The organism is Bradyrhizobium sp. UFLA05-112 (genome assembly GCF_053572325.1).
This window is the reverse complement of record NZ_JBANBK010000026.1, coordinates 28,116-43,132: the sequence shown is the minus strand read 5'-3', so window position 1 is coordinate 43,132 and position 15,017 is coordinate 28,116. Positions and strand designations below refer to the sequence as shown.

The following is a 15,017-nucleotide window of genomic DNA, read 5'->3' as shown; positions in this document are numbered from 1 at the left end:
GGCAGAGGAGAGCGAACGCCTGCGCGAGTAAACGGCTCATGCCGCAAGCCGCACCGTCCAGGCGTCGTAACCATAGACCCAGGCCGGATCAGTTCGCTCCTTCAGCCAAATGTTGGCGCGCGAGGTCTCCTGCACTCGCGTGGTCCGTTCTTTGCGGGTCGCCTCGAAGCGGCGAAACGCGTTTGCCACGCCCTCCCGCTCGACGCCATCGAGGCAGCGCGACAGCACGGCGGCATCCTCGATCGCCATCGCCGCGCCCTGCGCCATATAGGGCGTCATCGGATGGCAGGCGTCACCGAGCAGCGTCACCTTGCCGTCCGACCAGCACTCGAGCGCGTCGCGGTCCATGATCGCCCATTTGTGCACGTCAGGACATGCGGCGAGCACCCGCGCGACCTGCGGATGAAAGCCTTCGAATGATGCACGCAAGTCCCGCACGTCGCCCTTCGCCGACCAGGACTCGATGCGAAAGTCCGGCTCCGGCTGGCTGGTGACGAGATAGACCTCGCTGCGGTCCGGTTTGACGTAATAGATGACGATGTGACGATCCTCGCCCCACCATTTGGTGCAGTCGTCGATCTCTTCGCCGCCGAGCAGCGCGGCCGGATAGGTGGTGCGATAGGCGATGCGGCCGGTGAACCTGACCGGCGCGGAGTCGAACAGGATGTCGCGCACGAGCGAATGCACGCCGTCCGCGCCGACCACGGCATCGGCGATGGCGCTTGCGCCGTTGGCGAAGGTGAGCCGGACGCCGTCGCCGGTCTCATCGAGCCCGACGAGCTTGTGATTGAGCCTAACGTATTCCGAGGGAACGACGCTCGCGAGCGCCGCATGCAGATCGCCGCGATGCGCAAGCAGATAGGGCGCGCCAAATCTCTGCTCGGCGCTCTCGCCGAAGATCATGTCGAACTTGACGTCGCCGCTCCGCCAGTCGCGGTTGTTCCAGGAGCGCGGATAGAAGGCGTGATCGCGCATCCGCATCTCGAGCCCGAGTTCGCGCAACACCTTCATCGCATTGCAGCCGACCTGGATGCCGGCGCCAATCCGGGCAAATTGCGACGCCTGCTCGTAGACCATGACGTCGATGCCGACGCGCCGCAGCGCAGCGGCGGTGGCAAATCCGCCCATGCCGGCACCGACGATCGCAACCGAAAGCGGCTTTGCCATCGCGTCCCCACCCCTGTCGTCGCGCGGCTCGATCGCCGCGTGGCTAGGCTTCACGCCGGCCGGAAACCGGCCCGCGCCAGCGCCGCACGACTTTCGTCCGAGGCAAGCGCATGCAGAAAAGCCTGCACCGCCGGGCGCTGCTTGCGCATGCTCACCAGCGCGAAATCATAATGCTCTTCTGCAAGTGGAATGAAACCGAGGCCGGACGCATGGGCGACCGGCGCGATGGTCATGCCCCAGTCGGCGCGACGCTGCGCCACCGCGGCAGCCACCGCATTGTGCGAGCGCGGCTGATTCCAATAGCCTTCCGGCCGCGCGCCAATGAGCAGGCGGTCGATGAGGATGCGCGTGCCAGCGCCCTGGTTGCGATTGACCATGATGCAGGCGGGATCGGCCAGCGCGGCAGCGACAGCGTCCTTTGCGCTCAGGCCTTCAAAGCGCTTGTCGCCCTGGCGGAACACGATGCCCTGCATGCGCCGCCAGCCGGGCACCAGCTCGAGCCCGTCGGCAAGATAGGGCGTGTTGTAGGTCTCGGTCTTGTCGTCGAACAGATGGATCGGCGCCAGATCACACTCGCCGCGCCGCGCCGCCGCCAATCCGCCGAGGCTGCCCACCGCAATCGAGCGCACGGAGAGGCCAGCGCGCGCGAGCGGCGCGGTGACGAGATCGAGCCCGGTGCAATGACTGCCGATGATGACGAGATCAGGCACGCGCACATGCGGCGTGAACAGCGTCACCTCGGCCGAGGTGCCGGCCGACATCTGGTCGGCGAGTGCATCGATGCGGAGGAAACCGTCGGCCTGCGCGAAGGAGGTGATCGCGCCGGAGCCTTTTCCGGAGGGGTAAGCGATCAGTCCCTCCTTGCCATCGACCAGCGACACCATCACGAACTCGGTGCGACCGAGCTCGGAGGCGATCCGCACTGGCACCTTCGCACTCACTTTGGCATCCGCACGCGGCGGCAGGCCCGCCATCTGCCGCAGCACCGGCACGATCATATCGTGGAAAGTGAACATCGCGGAGGTCGGAAAGCCCGGCAGGATCACGACCGGCTTGCCGTCGCAGACGGCAAGGCACAGCGGCTTGCCGGGCTTCAGCGCTACACCGTGAGCGATGATGCCGGGCTGGCCGAGGCGTTCAATGATGCGATGGGACACATCGCCCGCGCCTTTCGACGTGCCGCCCGACAGTACCAGCATGTCGGCCTCCGCCAGCGCCTTGCGCATCGCGGCCTCGAGCCTGGCCTCGTCATCCGGAATGGCGCCGACGAAATGCGCCGCGCCGCCGTTCTCGTCGATCGCCGCCGCGACGATCGCGCCATTGGTGTCGTAGATCCCTGCGGGTGCGAGCGGCTCGCCGGGCTGTACCAGCTCGTCGCCGGTCGATACGACCGCAACCCGCGGCTTGCGGACGACCTTGACCTCGGCGATGCCGCAGGCGGCCAACATGCCGATCTCGCGCGAGCCGATGATCGTGCCACTGCGCAGCAGAGCTTCGCCGCGCGCGATGTCCGAGCCGGCATAGGACACGAACTGGCCCGGCGAAGCTGCGCGGCGGACCTCGATCGCGCCCGTCCCTGCCGGCTGGGTATGCTCGACCATGACCACCGCATCGGCGCCACGCGGCAGCGGCCCGCCGGTTGCAATTGCCGTCGCCGTGCCGGAGGCGACCTGAAGGGCTGGCGCGGTACCGCAGGCGATGATCTCGCCATTCAGGACAAGAGGCAGGGGCGCGGCCTCGCTCGCAGCGGCGAGGTCTGCGGAGCGGACGGCAAACCCGTCGACGTTGGAGCGGTCGAAGGGCGGCACGTCGATCGGCGCAAAGACGTCTTCGGCGAGCGCACTTCCAAGCGCAGCCGCAAGCGCGCGCACCTCGCTCGGCAGCGCGCGGGGGAACAACGCGGCTTCAAACCGCGCCAGCGCCTCCTCGCGGGAGAGGATCTTGAGGAACTGCTCCTGGTCGACCGAACGGCGGTCGGTCGGTTGCGGAATCTTGTTCATGCCGGAATCCATATCATTCCCGCATCAGATAGGCACCGACCGGCGCGCCCGCCGCAAAGCCTTCACTGTTGCCGGGAACGAGCAGCCATGCATCAGCGCGGGCGATCGCCTGCAAGGACAACTCACCGATCGCAAGCGGCAGCCAGGCACCTTGTTCCTCGCCCAGCAACGCGATCTCTGCCATCCCGACGCTCGATGCAATCTTGCGGGCGAGCGGCAAGGTGGCGGATTTGCGCGAGGCCCGCACCGACAGATGATCCAGCGCCGGACGAACCAGCGCGAGCCATATCGCAAATGCGTGATCCGGCGAGCCCGGCAGCGCGACGACCGGAACTGATTTCAGCTTTCCGATCGCCGCCGTTCGTCCCGGCTGCATCGCAATGCCGTGGGCCAGGACCTCGCCGCAATCGGCTAGCGCGGTGACGGCAGCATCCTTGCGGCCGACGCCGGTGCCCCCGACGGTCAGCAACAGATCGCAGGCCGCGAGGTCGAGCGCGTTCGCAATCGACGCCGCATCACGGCCAACTGCGTCTGCCACCGTCACTTCGGCACCCGCGGCTCGCGCCAGGTCCACAACAAGCTGCGCAGCGGTCTTGCCACCAGGCGTGTTGACCACGTGCAGCCGCGGACGTCGCACGCTCAACGTCTCCAGTGCTGCCGCTCGCGCCAGCAGCAGATCGCCGGTGCGAACAGGCATGCCCTCCGCGACGATCGAGCTGCCGGCGGCGATGTCGCTGCCCGCGCGCCGCACGCCCTGCCCCGGCAAGCCTTCCGCGAGCACCTGGCCGATCGGCCCCACAGTGTCGAGCGCGTCGGCATCGAGCACGCAGTCGCATCCCTCGGGCATCGTGTCGCCGGCCCCGACCCAAATCGAAGGCGCGGTCAAAGGCAGCGGCGAGTACGAGGACGCGCCGACGAGATCGCTGGCGCGCAACGCCCAGCCGTCCGTGGCAGCGAGATCATGAGACGGATGGGCACCGAGCGACGGCATTCCGGCCGCGACGCAGCCGAGCACCTCGGCGAGCGGCAAATCGACCGGCGCCACCGGCTCAACGCCGTGCAGCAGCGCAGCGAGGGCGAAATCGAGCGGTGTAAGCGACGGCGGCAGGCGCTGGGTCATACCTCACGTGGACCACGCAGCGCTCGGTTTGGCAACTCGCCTATTCCGCTACTTGCTAGTCAGGTTTCCTGGCGGCATCCGGAAAGAACAGTTGCTGCCCGTCGATCTTGTAGCCGGCGATTGCGGCCTGGCCGTCCGGCGAGATCAGCCAGTCGATGAAGGTCTGCCCCAGCTCTTTTTTCACCGACGGATACTTTTCCGGATTCACCAGCATCACGCCATATTGGTTGAACAGCCGCTTGTCGCCCTCGACGACGATGTCGAGATCGCCGCGGTTCTTGAACGCAATCCAGGTGCCGCGATCGGAGAGCACATAGGCATTCATCGCACTCGCGGTGTTGAGCGCCGCGCCCATACCCTGCCCGATCTCGCGATACCAGGCACCCTTGGTGCTCGCAACATCGATGCCCGCGATGATCCAGAGCGCAAGCTCGGCGGCATGGGTACCGGAGCGGTCGCCGCGCGAGACGAACGGCGCGCCCTTCGCCTCGATCGCCTTCAGCGCGGTCGCGATGTCCTTGCCCTTGACGCCGGCGGGATCGCTCTTCGGCCCGATCAGCACGAAGTCGTTGTACATCACGTCAAAACGCTTCACGCCAAATCCGTCGGCGACGAACCTCTCCTCCTGCGGCTTTGCATGCACGAATACGACATCGGCATCGCCGCGGCGTGCGGTGTCGAGCGCCTGCCCGGTGCCTTGCGCGATCACCTTCACGTCGATGCCGGTCTTGGCCTTGAAGATCGGCAGGAGGTAGCCGAACAGGCCGGAGTCCTGCGTCGAAGTCGTCGAGGCCACGACGATCGAGCGATCCTCGGCCAACGAAGTCGAACCGACCAGGGCGATGCCCAGCAGCATCGCGAGCGCAAGGAACGGGCGGCGAGATGCCATCGGAAAACTCCACTTCAAATCACGAGATCGCCGCGCAGGAAGGCCTGCGCTTCCGGCGTCGACGGATGGTCCAGGAATTCGCTCGCCCGCGCGCGCTCGCACAGCGTCCCGCGGGCAAGGAAGACCACCTCGCCCGCAAGCCGCCGCACCTGGCCGAGATCGTGCGAGGCCATCACGATCTTGATGCCGGATTGCGCCGCGCTCGTGACGATCTCTTCCACCGCGCGCGTCGCGGCGGGATCGAGATTGGCGGTCGGCTCGTCCAGCAGCAGAAGCTCGGGGTCGCGCGCGAGCGCCCGAGCCAGCGCGAGCCGCTGCTGCTCGCCGCCGGAGAGGAGCCGTGCCGGACGGTGCGCGAGCTCGGCAAGGCCAACCCGCTCCAGCAGCGCCGCCGCGCGCATCGTCCGGCGCGCGTGAGGCGCGCCGGCCTGCGCCAGGGCGTAGGTGACGTTGGCCGCCGCCGTGCGCCGCAACATCACGGGGCGCTGGAACACGAAGGCGCGGCGCGTCGGCGCCGGAGCGCTGCGGCCACCCCAACTGATGCGGCCACCCGTCGGCGCCACAAGTCCCATGCACAGCCGCAGAAGGCTGGTCTTGCCGGAGCCGTTGGGGCCGATCAGCAGCGTCGGCGCACCCGGCGTGATCGTGAGGCTGATGCGATCGAGGATCGCCGACGCGCCTCTCTGTAGTGAGACGTCCTCGAGCACCACAGGAAGATCGCTGATCGGCCCGTGCATGGTCACCCTGTCACCCGTTGTGACCACACGCGCGTACCCCAGGCCGCCGCGTTGATGGCGAGCACGATGAGGACCAGCAACGCACCGAGGCCCATGGCCAGCGGCAGATTGCCCTTGGATGTCTCGAGCGCCACGGTGGTGGTCATGGTGCGGGTAAAGCCGTCGATGTTGCCACCGACGATCATGACCGCGCCGACCTCCGCCGCAGCGCGGCCGAAGCCGGCCAGCAGCGCCGTGAGCAGGCTGAAGCGCGCGTCCCACAACAGCGTCTTCATGCGGCCGACCGCGCCGACATTCATGGCGCGGAGTTCATCGCGATACTCGATCCAGAGGTCTTCCACCGTCTGCCGGGTCAGCGCGGCGATGATCGGTACGATCAGCACGGTCTGCGCGATCACCATCGCCGTCGGCGTAAAGAGGATGCCGAGATCGCCGAGCGGTCCCGCGCGCGACAGCAGCAGATAGAGGGCAAGCCCGACCACGACCGGCGGCAGGCCCATCATGGCGTTGAGCAGCACGACCAGCACCGCGCGCCCCGGGAAGTGGGTCAGCGCCAGCAACGCGCCGAGCGGCATACCGATTCCTGACGCCAGGGCGACCGCCGCAAGGCTCACACCAAGTGAAAGCCGTACGATCGCCAGCAGCACAGGGTCGCCGCTGAGGATGAGTTGCAAAGCACTGAGATGATCGGGCATGGTTCCCATAGTATGACATTGAACTGCAAAAATTCCGGTCTGCGTCAAATGCCAAAAAGTAAACAAAGATATGCATAGGAATGCATAATGGAATTTCTGACGACGAGTGAGGCGGCGGACTACCTCCGCCTAGGGGAGCGCAAGCTCTATGAACTCGTTACCAACGGGGCGATCCCCTGTAGCAAGGTTACGGGGAAGTGGTTGTTCCCGCGCCATGAACTCGATTTATGGGTGCTATCGGGCCTGGCGCGTCCGGCCGGCATGCTGGCCACCGAGGCGGCCCCGATCGTCGGCGGCAGTCAGGACAGCCTGCTGGAATGGAGCCTGCGGGAATCCGGCTCCGGGCTCGCTTCGCTCAACGAAGGCACGGCACGCGGGCTGGAACGGTTGCAGCGCGACGAGGTGATGGCGGCGGCGCTGCATTTTCACAGCCTCGACAGCTCGGATTATCTCGCCAACGACGCCAATGCCGCGGCCCTGCGCACTGCGCCGGACCTACATGATGCGGTGCTGGTCGGCCTGGTGCGCCGCGAGCAGGGGCTCCTGGTGCCGCCGGGCAACCCGAAGGGGTTGCGCAGCCTGCCGGACGTGCTCGCGCTCGGGGCCAGGATGGCGCTGCGACAAGAGGGCGCAGGCGCGCAGATGCTGCTCGACGTGCTGCTCAAGCGCGCCGGCGCCTCGTTTCGGGATCTGCGCCGGCTGGATGCGCCGAGCCTCACCGGGCCCGACCTCGCCGCCACGATCCGCGCCGGCCATGCCGATTGCGGCGTCGCAACGCGCGGGGCGGCCAAGTCGGCCGGACTCGATTTCGTCCCGCTGCTCTGGGAAAACTTTGATCTCGCGATGCGGCAGCGCAGCTACTTCCGTCCGCCGATGCAGGCGCTGATCCGGTTCCTCAACGAAAAGAAGCTGCGCCGGCATGCTGAGGAGTTGACCGGCTACGATCCCTCACCTGCCGGTCAGATCCGCTTCGCCGCCTGACCAGCGTTGACGCCCAGCCCAAAATAGTTGCAAAAGAAACCAATTAGCCGGGCCATACCCGGCCACGATCAAGGAAACAGCGGCCAACGAGCCGCGTGAGGGGAGGGATAGCGTGACTCCAGGCAGAACCGGACTGTCCGTCGTGGCCGCGATCGCAGCCGCGACGCTGCTGTCGGGCGCGGCTTTCGCGCAGGTGTCCGACGACGTCGTCAAGATCGGCGTGCTCACCGACATGAACGGCCCGGCCTCGACGCCGACCGGCCAGGGCTCGGTGACGGCGGCGCAGATGGCGATCGACGATTTCGGCGGCACCGTGCTCGGCAAGCCGATCAGCGTGGTGGTCGGCGACCACCAGCTCAAGCCCGATATCGGCGCGGCACTGGCACGGCGCTGGTACGACGTCGATCAGGTCGACCTCATCGTCGACGTTCCGGTGTCGGCGGTGGGATTGGCGGTGCAGAACATCGCCAACGAGAAGAAGAAGCTGTTCATCACCCATTCGACCGGCACGGCCGACTTCCACGGCAAGTTCTGCTCGCCCTATGCGATCCAGTGGGTGTTCGACACCCGCGCGCTCGCGGTCGGCACCGCGCAGGCGGTGGTCAAGCGCGGCGGCGACAGCTGGTTCTTCATCACCGACGACTATGCCTTCGGCCATTCGCTGGAGCGCGATGCGTCCGCGGTCGTGACCGCCAATGGCGGCAAGGTTTTGGGTTCGGTGCGGCCGCCCCTGGCAACGCCCGACCTGTCCTCCTTCGTGCTCCAGGCGCAGGCCTCGAAGGCGAAGATCATCGGGATTGCCGCCGGCCCCCCGAACAACATGAACGAGATCAAGACCGGCGCCGAGTTCGGCGTGTTCAAGGGCGGCCAGCAGATGGCGGCGCTGCTCGCGCTGATCACCGACATCCACGGCCTCGGCCTTCAGGCCGCGCAAGGCCTGCTGCTGACGACCTCGTTCTATTGGGACATGGACGACAAGACCCGCGAATGGGCAAAGCGCTATTTCGCCAAGATGAACCGGATGCCGACGATGTGGCAGGCCGGAGTCTATTCGTCCGTGATGCACTATCTCAACGCCATCAAGGAGACCGGCACCGACGATCCGCTCAAGGTCGCAGCGAAGATGCGGGAAAAGCCGATCGAGGATTTCTTCGCCCGCAACGGCCGCTTACGCGATGACAATCTGATGGTGCACGACCTCTGGCTGGTGCAGGTCAAGTCGCCGGAGGAAAGCAAATATCCCTGGGACTATTACAAGATCCTCGCGACGATTTCCGGCGACCAGGCATTCGGCCCGCCGGATCCGGCGTGTGCGATGGTGAAGAAGTGACGCTCGCGTTGAGCAACCGTCACTTCACTACGCCGATCTCGCGGAAATATTTCATCACGCCCGGATGAATCAATTCCGGCCTCGGTGCGGCCGCGACGGTGTTCGCAGCCGTCGTCTCGCAGGCCTGCGCGAGCTTCTTGCAGAACACGGCCTCGACGCCGTGCAGCGTTTTCGCCAGGCGATACGCAACGTCGTCGGGCAGGTCCTCGCGCGTCAGCACGAAGCTCCAGGAGCCGAGCGAGGCGATTGCCTCGGTCTGCTTCGGATAGGAACCGGCCGGCACCGTCAGCGGCTTGAGGAAGGAATGTTTTGCGCGGATGCGCGCGATCTCGTCGGCGTCAGGCGCAATGAAGCGCGCACCCGATGCGCTTGATGCGACCGCGGCAAAGCCGGGCCAACCGATGCCGGCGCCCCAGAGCGCAGCGACCCGACCGTCTTCCACCATCGCAGGGCCGTCGCCGGCGCGGTCGAGATAGATCGCCTTGAAGTCCTCGTCCTGCTTGAGGCCGAGACCGTCGAGCACGTAGCGCGAAAGGATCGGCAGGCCCGAGCCCTTCGCGCCGAACGCAACGGGCTGGCCGACGAGATCGCGGATCGTCTTGTAGGGGCTATCCGCTCGCACCACGAACATGCCGGGATTGGAATAGATCGCCGTGAGAATTTTCAGCGCTACCTTCGCGCGGCCGATGCCGGCGAAGGCCTCATAGGCCGGCTCGCCCGCGACCAAAGCGAGGTCGAGCTCGCCCTTCTCGAGCAGCGGAATGTTCTCGTTGCTACCCTTGGTGTTGCGCGGCGCGATCGCGAGCGTGGGATCGGCCGCGTTCATCACGTCGGCGAAGGCGTTGCCATAGAGCGGAAAGCCGCCGCCGGGCGTGGCAGTGCCGAGGCTGATTGTCATTTTCGAAATGGCCTTGTCTCCGTTCTCTTGGCTTTGAGCCGAGGCTGCGCCTGCAAACAGCAACACGCCCAGCATGATCAGCGAACAAAGTTTCATGAGGGCTCCTCGACCTGCTGCGTCAACACTAGACTTGTGACGATGTAGGCAGCCGCACGATTTTATGGAAGCATGGCCGCAACGACAATAAAACAACGGGAGGCGTCATGTTGGGAATTTTGCGTCGCGGTCTTTTCGGTCTTGCCCTTCTTTCCAGCCTCACCGGCGTTGCAGCCCCCGCCTCCGCCGCCGACTATCCGAACCGCCCGGTGCACTGGCTGATCGGCTTTGCCGCGGGCGGCCCCGTGGACATCGTGGCGCGGATCATGGCGCAGTGGCTGTCGGATCGCTTCGGCCAGCAGTTCATCGTCGAGAACCGCACCGGAAGCGGCGGCAACATCGCGGCCGCCGCGGCGATCAACTCTGCGCCCGACGGCTATACGCTGCTGTTCGTCGCGCCCAACAACGCGATCTCGACCTCGCTGTACAAGAAGCTGCCGTTCGACTTCCTGCGCGACACGACGCCGGTCGCGAGCATCATGCAGCTCACCAACATGCTGGTCGTCTCCAACGCGATGCCGGTGAAGACCGTCCAGGAGTTCATCGACTACTGCAAGGCCAATCCCGGCCAGATCTCCTATGCGTCCTCCGGCAACGGCACGTCCGTGCACATGTCGGCGGAGCTGTTCAAGGCGATGACCAAATGCGACATGGTGCACGTGCCCTATCGGGGATCCGCGATCGCCTTCCCCGACATCATCTCCAACAAGGTGCAGCTGATCTTCGACAACCTGCCCTCCGCGCTGGAGCAGGCACGCGGCGGCAATGTGCGCGCGCTCGGCGTCACCTCACCAAAGCGCTGGCCGAGCGTGCCCGACGTTCCCGCAATCGCGGAGACGGTGCCGGGCTTCGAATCGGTCGGCTTCTACGGCATCTCGGCGCCCAAGGGCACGCCATCGGAGATCGTCGATCTCCTCAACAAGGCCGTCGGCGAAGCGTTGAAGGACCCCAAGCTGGTGGCGCGGCTGGCCGAGACCGGCGGCATCCCGATGCCCATGACGCCGGCCGAGTTCGGCAAGCTGGTCACCGACGAGACCGAGAAATGGCGCAAGGTGGTCGAGTTTGCCGGGGTGTCGGTGGACTAGCGGGCGGAAATTGCGGCTCCGCGGCGAGGCTCGGCTACCGTCGAAACCCGCGCCTGTCTTGCGCCAATCAAAATGTCGAAAACAACCCCATGCAAAGTAGCCAAGGGGGCCAGCACGGCCGCCTGCGTCTTTTCCGAAACCAATTGACACGTCGGGCAAATCACCGGCACAAATTGGATTATCGGGCCCGTCCCCCGCAGACTGCCCAATCCACACCGCGGCGGCGCGAGCGGGGCCGGCATTGCACCCTTGGCTCAAGCCTTGTAAACGAACCGCGCACCGTTGCCGGCCGCGTCCCGCGGCCGTTCGCGGCGGGGCCTGTAGCTCAATGGTTAGAGCCGGCCGCTCATAACGGTCTGGTTGCAGGTTCGAGTCCTGCCGGGCCCACCAGACAGGCTTTCCAGTCTTAATTTTATTGAGGTTTTTGGCCAAAAGTCACCACCTGCCCACAAGGTGGTGACTACGATGTTCGCGGCGCGTTCCTCAGCCGCGCTCCTTCTCCAACCGCAGAAATGCGAGTTCGGAGTCTCTCGCCAAGTCTTCTGACGACGGCCGGGTCCACTTCTCCATGGCGCGCGCGGCGAGCTTCTTGCGATCAGCCTTCCTGGTGTAGAGCTGAGCCATCTGGTGGCCGCTCCAGCCGAACATGGCATTCAGCTCGCTCTCACTGGCTCCGCTCTCGGCGGCGATGGTCGCCGAGGCCTTGCGCAGGCCGTGAGCGCTATAACCCTTCTCCTTCGAACCCCTCCTGCTCACCGGGATGCCTGCCGCCTCGACGGCCTCACGAAAGAGGTTACCGAGCGACTCCTTAGTGTAGTTGGTGCCGTTATCCTTGGCGATGATCGCCAGGCCCGGCGAGGGACAGGCCTTGATCGACTTCGTCAGCTCCGGATGGATCGGCACGTAGATCGGCATCTTCCCCTGACTCTTTTCCGTCATGAGGTGGACGATGCCGCGCCGGATGTGCTGCCTGCCAAGTTGCGCGGCATCACCGCGCCGCAGCCCGACATAAAGAAAAATATCAAACACCAGACGCTGCTTGGAGCCGATCGGCCAGCGCTTCTCGTATTTCTCGATCAGCTCGATGGGCCAAGGCAGATGGCCGTCATTGTCGCCGCCGCCGCTCCTGGTGCGCGTGATGCCCTCAGCCGGATTACGGCCGTCGAACAGCTCGTTCGCGATAGCCCAACGGAACAATGCACTCACCGCATTGAGGAAGTGCCTCGCTTGATTATCGGTTCGAGCCGACATGCCCTCCTCGACCTTCTTGCGGCTGATCGCAGAAAGCGGCAGGTCACCCGCCTGCTCTTCCATTCGTTTGTAGATCGGGCCGCGTTGCTTTCTCGTCCCAGGGGACAGATTGTGGCACCAGTCGCGCGACTCACGATAGAGCTTGATGAGCCAGCCCACGGTGCCCTTGCTGTTCTTAGCGACCACCGGCGCGCTCGTGATCGGCGCGCCACGCACCGCAGCGTGGTACGCCTGCATGAATGCTTCGCTGTAATACGGAGCATTGATGCGTACACCCCGGCCCCGCTCGCGCGACGACAGCTTGACGTAGTACACCACCTTGCCGTGCTGAGTGACGCATCGGCGCAAAAACGGAAGTCTGGGCTTGGGCATCTCTCCTCTCGATGTCAGAGTTTGAAGTCTCGAACCTTCGGCTTCTCGGCCTCGGGCTTGGCCTCGTCTTTGGCCATCGAGATGATCACTCGAATGGTACCGTCCGGCGAAACCTCGACGGCTTCAGCTCCCTGCTCCTTGGCCGCGCGCGTCGCGCGGGCAATGTCGGCAAGGGTAAATCGGGCAGCCGTCTTACTCATGCTCGGCTCCGCCTGAAGGCTCATTCCTTCGCGACCCGTTCGTGCTTCTGCATATCGCCGCGAATAACGCGCAGCTTGTCGAGCCGCGCCTGGAGCTCGCCATCGGTCGCCTCCAAAACCGCGTCGACCGCGCGCAAGAGATCGTCAGAGAGATCGGCGACGACGATCCGCGCGCTGTACTTCGCCAGCGTAGTCCTGAAGTGCTCAAGCAGCTCGCCGAAGTCTTGAACCTTTTCCAGATGGTCGAGACTGGCCAGGCCATTGACCATCACCCTGCTCTGCGTCTGGCCGGTTATCAGCGCCTTTCGCTCGACCCACTCCGAGAGGTCGGGCGGCAGCCGGAGCTTGAACTCGCGGGCCATCTCGAAGGCGCGAGTGGAGGGATATTCCTTGCCCGGACTCGATCCCTCGGTGAGACGCGGTGCCTTGGGAGGAGCCGATGCCTTCTTTCGGCGGGGTGCCATCACTAAGCCCTTTGGTTCACTAGGGGATCGAACGGGACATTAGCGTCTCATAGATGGGTTGTCCACACCCCATTAATGGGGTACTCTAAAAATCTCGTTTCGGGTTGTCCGGAAAGCTCCCCATGCGTCTGAGCCGCAAGCTGCGCAAGCTCCACTACTATTCAGTCCCCGCCGCTGGCGCGCTGATCGGATGGAGCCGGTCCGAAAGCTACAGGGCCGCCGAACGCAACGACATTCCCACTGAAGAGGACGGCAGCTTTCTTTGGGTCCCGAAGAGAATGTGGGATCAGCGCGTCGCGCAGTTCCTGCGGGGACCGCATGCAAAGCGTCGGTCTCGGCCGCACAAATCGACTCAGGTCGCTGCAGCGGAGCCGAACAACACTGCGTAAACGCAAACGCCGCCCATGGGGCGGCGTCGCTAATTTCCCGACCGAGCAAAAGAAGTCGGACCTGGCAAGGCCACTCCTTTTAGCAGCTCGGTCACCGGCTGAAAAGCCGCGAGGCAGGACCGAGCAGATGACCGATCCGCGCGACGAGAACCGCCAGACCTATTTCTTGCTGCACCAGCAGGAGGAGGTCCGCGTCGAGATCGAGGACGGCGACCTAATCCTCGTGCAGACCGACAGCTACGGCGAAGAGGCCAAAATCTTCGTCGGCTGCGCCTACATCGACCACTTCACCGACATTTTGAACTTCGCTGTGAAGGACTACTGGTCGCAGCGCGCGCGCAGCTACACGGCCCCTGCATCGCCGACCGCGCCGGACGGCGAGTCTGTCCCGCCGCCGAAGCGGTCCTCCGATCCAACCGCCGCCGAACGCATGCGCCGTTACAGAGCGCGCAAAGCGGCAGCCGTTACGGAAGCGACCGTAACGGAGAGCACCGAGACCGTAACCCAGGAGGAGGCCGACTAACGAACCGCGCCCGCGCGGTCGGACATTGGCGCGAAGTGCACGGTGGACCCGCTTCGCTCAACTAAAAGCCCGGCCAGAATAGCGGCGGTCTTCTCCCGATCTTGCCCCGCCGTCCGGCCTCTCGAAGAAGCCGCACATGAATGATCGCAGCGCGTGTGGCGCTCTATCCACGCAGCGGACCGGGTCGCTCAACCCGGACAAACAAATCCGGGCAACGCTGTGCCAATTGCGACCCGGTCCTTGAGCGACGGCTAACTGCCGACGGCACCGGGGAAGCCCGGTTCGGTGAAAGCGACGCGGGAGCCCGGTATGGCTCCCTACCAACAAAAGCGTCGGTGCGCGCCGAAAAAAGCGCACGGAGACGCCGCCCAAAAGGCGGTGCGCCGAAAGGCGAAGGGCAACCGAGTATCCGGCGGCGCGAATGCCGCCCCCCTCATACCGGGGCGTGATGTGAAGGGTCGGGAAGAAGCTGGTGCTCAAGCTTCAACCTCGGGTCCTCATCTCAAGGGAGAAAGGGCTAGAGGCGTGCCCGCAGAAGACAATGATGCGTAAGGATCGCCACGCATGCTCCAGCGCCCGCCATCATCTCGCCCATCAAAGGCCGAGCGTCGGCGGGCGCGCAAGGCACGCTATCGGCAGCGCCAGCGCGACGGCGTCATGACGGCACAGATCGAGGTCGGCAGCCAGGTTATTGACCTGTTGGTCCGTACCGGCTGGCTGCCGCCGCGCGAGGTCCATGACCGGCGCGAGATCAGCGAAGCCATCGCGCGAATGCTCCGCGACGCCGCCACGCATCGGTGAAGGCGCAGCCGAAAATAGC

16 protein-coding genes and 1 tRNA gene are annotated in these 15,017 nt (G+C 65.3%); 7 read left to right on the top strand and 10 right to left on the bottom strand.

The genetic code is table 11. The features are described 5' to 3' along the window. Positions 1-36: 36 nt before the first annotated feature. Genes SO180_RS17305 through SO180_RS17280 form a run of 6 tightly spaced genes read right to left on the bottom strand, consistent with a single transcriptional unit; the run spans position 37 to position 6,608 of the window. Complete coding sequence (locus tag SO180_RS17305) at positions 37-1,167, bottom strand: FAD-dependent monooxygenase (protein WP_449380041.1); 1,131 nt, start codon at positions 1,165-1,167, stop codon at positions 37-39. A gap of 50 nt (positions 1,168-1,217) precedes the next feature. Continuing rightward, the gene (locus SO180_RS17300; protein ID WP_449380040.1) at positions 1,218-3,167 is read right to left on the bottom strand and encodes a molybdopterin biosynthesis protein; all 1,950 of its coding nucleotides are present in this window, start codon (positions 3,165-3,167) and stop codon (positions 1,218-1,220) included. Positions 3,168-3,180: 13 nt separating this feature from the next. Continuing rightward, on the bottom strand, positions 3,181-4,287 hold the full coding sequence (locus SO180_RS17295) for a molybdopterin-binding protein (RefSeq protein ID WP_449380039.1): 1,107 nt from the start codon (positions 4,285-4,287) through the stop codon (positions 3,181-3,183). A gap of 55 nt (positions 4,288-4,342) precedes the next feature. Next, positions 4,343-5,176, bottom strand: a complete 834-nt coding sequence (locus SO180_RS17290; protein ID WP_449380038.1) for an ABC transporter substrate-binding protein — start codon at positions 5,174-5,176, stop codon at positions 4,343-4,345. A 14-nt stretch (positions 5,177-5,190) separates the two neighbouring features. Further along, positions 5,191-5,913, bottom strand: coding sequence for an ATP-binding cassette domain-containing protein (locus tag SO180_RS17285; protein ID WP_449380037.1), 723 nt, complete (start codon positions 5,911-5,913; stop codon positions 5,191-5,193). A gap of 2 nt (positions 5,914-5,915) precedes the next feature. Then, positions 5,916-6,608, bottom strand: a complete 693-nt coding sequence (locus tag SO180_RS17280; RefSeq protein ID WP_449380036.1) for an ABC transporter permease — start codon at positions 6,606-6,608, stop codon at positions 5,916-5,918. Positions 6,609-6,695: 87 nt separating this feature from the next. Between SO180_RS17280 and SO180_RS17275 the strand changes: the two genes are divergently transcribed. Beyond that, positions 6,696-7,589: a substrate-binding domain-containing protein gene (locus SO180_RS17275; RefSeq protein ID WP_449380035.1), complete on the top strand. Its 894-nt coding sequence runs from the start codon at positions 6,696-6,698 to the stop codon at positions 7,587-7,589. 112 nt (positions 7,590-7,701) lie between these two features. Beyond that, the gene (locus SO180_RS17270; protein ID WP_449380034.1) at positions 7,702-8,919 is read left to right on the top strand and encodes an ABC transporter substrate-binding protein; all 1,218 of its coding nucleotides are present in this window, start codon (positions 7,702-7,704) and stop codon (positions 8,917-8,919) included. A 19-nt stretch (positions 8,920-8,938) separates the two neighbouring features. On the opposite strand, the gene SO180_RS17265 is transcribed toward SO180_RS17270, so the two are convergent. Beyond that, on the bottom strand, positions 8,939-9,913 hold the full coding sequence (locus SO180_RS17265; RefSeq protein ID WP_449380033.1) for a TAXI family TRAP transporter solute-binding subunit: 975 nt from the start codon (positions 9,911-9,913) through the stop codon (positions 8,939-8,941). Between the two features lie 107 nt (positions 9,914-10,020). Between SO180_RS17265 and SO180_RS17260 the strand changes: the two genes are divergently transcribed. Both SO180_RS17260 and SO180_RS17255 read left to right on the top strand, forming a co-directional pair. Next, a complete protein-coding gene (locus tag SO180_RS17260; protein ID WP_449380032.1) occupies positions 10,021-10,998 on the top strand; it encodes a Bug family tripartite tricarboxylate transporter substrate binding protein in 978 nt (325 codons plus the stop codon). Between the two features lie 314 nt (positions 10,999-11,312). Continuing rightward, a tRNA-Ile gene (locus SO180_RS17255) sits at positions 11,313-11,388 on the top strand. A 93-nt stretch (positions 11,389-11,481) separates the two neighbouring features. On the opposite strand, the gene SO180_RS17250 is transcribed toward SO180_RS17255, so the two are convergent. The 3 genes from SO180_RS17250 to SO180_RS17240 form a co-directional block, all read right to left on the bottom strand. After that, positions 11,482-12,564 (bottom strand): tyrosine-type recombinase/integrase, encoded by a 1,083-nt coding sequence (locus SO180_RS17250; protein WP_449380031.1) that lies wholly within the window; start codon positions 12,562-12,564, stop codon positions 11,482-11,484. Between the two features lie 71 nt (positions 12,565-12,635). After that, positions 12,636-12,821: a hypothetical protein gene (locus tag SO180_RS17245; protein WP_449380030.1), complete on the bottom strand. Its 186-nt coding sequence runs from the start codon at positions 12,819-12,821 to the stop codon at positions 12,636-12,638. Positions 12,822-12,841: 20 nt separating this feature from the next. After that, entirely contained in the window at positions 12,842-13,285 is a 444-nt protein-coding gene (locus tag SO180_RS17240; RefSeq protein WP_449380029.1) for a hypothetical protein, read from the bottom strand. Positions 13,286-13,407: 122 nt separating this feature from the next. On the opposite strand from SO180_RS17240, the gene SO180_RS17235 reads away from it, so the two are divergent. From SO180_RS17235 to SO180_RS17225, 3 genes are all read left to right on the top strand, one after another. Then, positions 13,408-13,674 (top strand): hypothetical protein, encoded by a 267-nt coding sequence (locus SO180_RS17235; RefSeq protein WP_449380028.1) that lies wholly within the window; start codon positions 13,408-13,410, stop codon positions 13,672-13,674. Positions 13,675-13,801: 127 nt separating this feature from the next. Then, positions 13,802-14,197 carry a hypothetical protein gene (locus SO180_RS17230; protein WP_449380027.1) on the top strand — a complete coding sequence of 132 codons (396 nt, stop codon included), beginning with the start codon at positions 13,802-13,804 and terminating at the stop codon, positions 14,195-14,197. A gap of 564 nt (positions 14,198-14,761) precedes the next feature. Beyond that, positions 14,762-14,998 carry a hypothetical protein gene (locus SO180_RS17225; RefSeq protein WP_449380026.1) on the top strand — a complete coding sequence of 79 codons (237 nt, stop codon included), beginning with the start codon at positions 14,762-14,764 and terminating at the stop codon, positions 14,996-14,998. Positions 14,999-15,017 lie beyond the last annotated feature (19 nt).